The organism is Pseudomonas sp. 18173 (assembly GCF_050432945.1).
Classification (GTDB): Bacteria; Pseudomonadota; Gammaproteobacteria; order Pseudomonadales; family Pseudomonadaceae; genus Aquipseudomonas.
Genome location: NZ_JBKFTN010000070.1, coordinates 1 through 1,459, shown reverse-complemented (window position 1 = coordinate 1,459; position 1,459 = coordinate 1). Strand labels below are relative to the sequence as shown.

Below are 1,459 nucleotides of genomic sequence, written 5' to 3'. Positions count from 1 at the left end.
GCGGGCCAGGCGCACGAGGAAATCGTTGTCCACCGAGTCCTGCATCTGCAACCAGCCGGCGTGGCGCAGGGGTTGCAGGAGGCTGTCCAGCGCGCTTTCCACCACCGGCGGCGTCACGGGGATCGGCAGCAGGCAGCCGACCGGCTGGCGCTGTCCCTGTTGCCATTTACTGTCGCAGACCTGCCACAGGTGCAGCGGCAGCTGCCAGCGCAGTTGGCGCGCCAGGGTTTGCAGGTGGCGTATGCCGTGGTCCATGGCGCGGGGGTCGGTGCTTTGCGGTGTGCTGACGGCCCAGATGACGCCGTCGAGGGGGCGCCAGCGACTCAGCCATTGGCACAGCTGCAGTACCCGGTCGCTGGCCGCGGTTTGCGGACTGCCGCCCCAGAGCAGGACCGTATCGTGGCCTTCCAGCCAATCATGCGTGGCCAGGCCCGGGGCGATGGCTTCAATCTGCTCCGGTTCGCCGACCACCAGGAACACGCGAACCTTGACGCGCCAGAGCAGGCCGTGTTGTTCGCGCAGGTTCTCATTGATCGCCTCGATGGTTCGTGCCACCTGGGACCCGACGGACTCCTCGAGGGAGACTGGCGCCGCCTGACGAGCATCATCGCCGTCGAGCTGAAGATAATCGGCGCGCCCCAGTTGCCGCCCCAGCCAATGGTGGCCACCCCAAAACATCACCCCGAGGGAGAGGACCGATGTCACCGCCAGCCAGATCCTTTGCCGGTCGCTGCCGGCGGCCATCCCCAACCATTCGGGATAGCGCCAGAGCACTCCCGCCAAGACCAGACCGGTGAGCAACAGCCCGCCGATCAGCACACCGATCCCTACAGAGCGTCGAAACTGCATTCGAGATTTCCTATGTCGAAAGTGGAGACACCGGCATCAACACCGTGCCCCAGAGTTCAGCGCCGACATCGCCACCACTGAAAATGAATTGCGGCCCGGCGCCACCCTGAATGGCCTGTGTCGCAGCCGCGATGGCCAGCCAAGGGGAGGTTTTCCCTGGCTGCCCGAGCACCGCATCGAGGTTGCACACACCCTGTGGCGGCTGGACCGGCATGGGGACGTCCATCAACACGCTCGCAATGGCGCCATTGCGTTGTGAATCGATCCCCACCCGCCAGACCCGTTCGACCGCTTGCGCTTGCAGCGGCACCCAGTCGAGGGCCTGGCGCGTGGCGTAGAGCAGATCGGAATCGGTCGGCTCGCGCTCCTGTTCAGGACGGTGGAGGTAGGCGATCGGCGCCAGGGTGGTTTGCGTCAGGCGGTTACCCAGCAGTAAGCCCACAGCAACCTCTGCCGTGCCTTCGGGCGCTTGCGGGGCAAACTGCACCGCCAATACCAGCAGCATGGCCTGATCGTTGATGCGTTGGTCGAGCCAGTGATCCACCGCCGCCAGTCCACTGCCCTCGACGGGTGTGGTCGATTGGCGGATGCCGGATTCACGCCATGCCTG

Annotated in this window: 2 pseudogenes; both read right to left on the bottom strand. The window is 65.7% G+C overall.

Going from position 1 to position 1,459, the window contains the following annotated elements:
- Positions 1 to 849 (bottom strand): annotated as a pseudogene (locus ACLD1X_RS29080) (ImcF-related family protein); the annotation flags it as partial.
- 10 nt (positions 850 to 859) lie between these two features.
- A pseudogene (locus ACLD1X_RS29075) lies at positions 860 to 1,459 on the bottom strand (hypothetical protein); the annotation flags it as partial.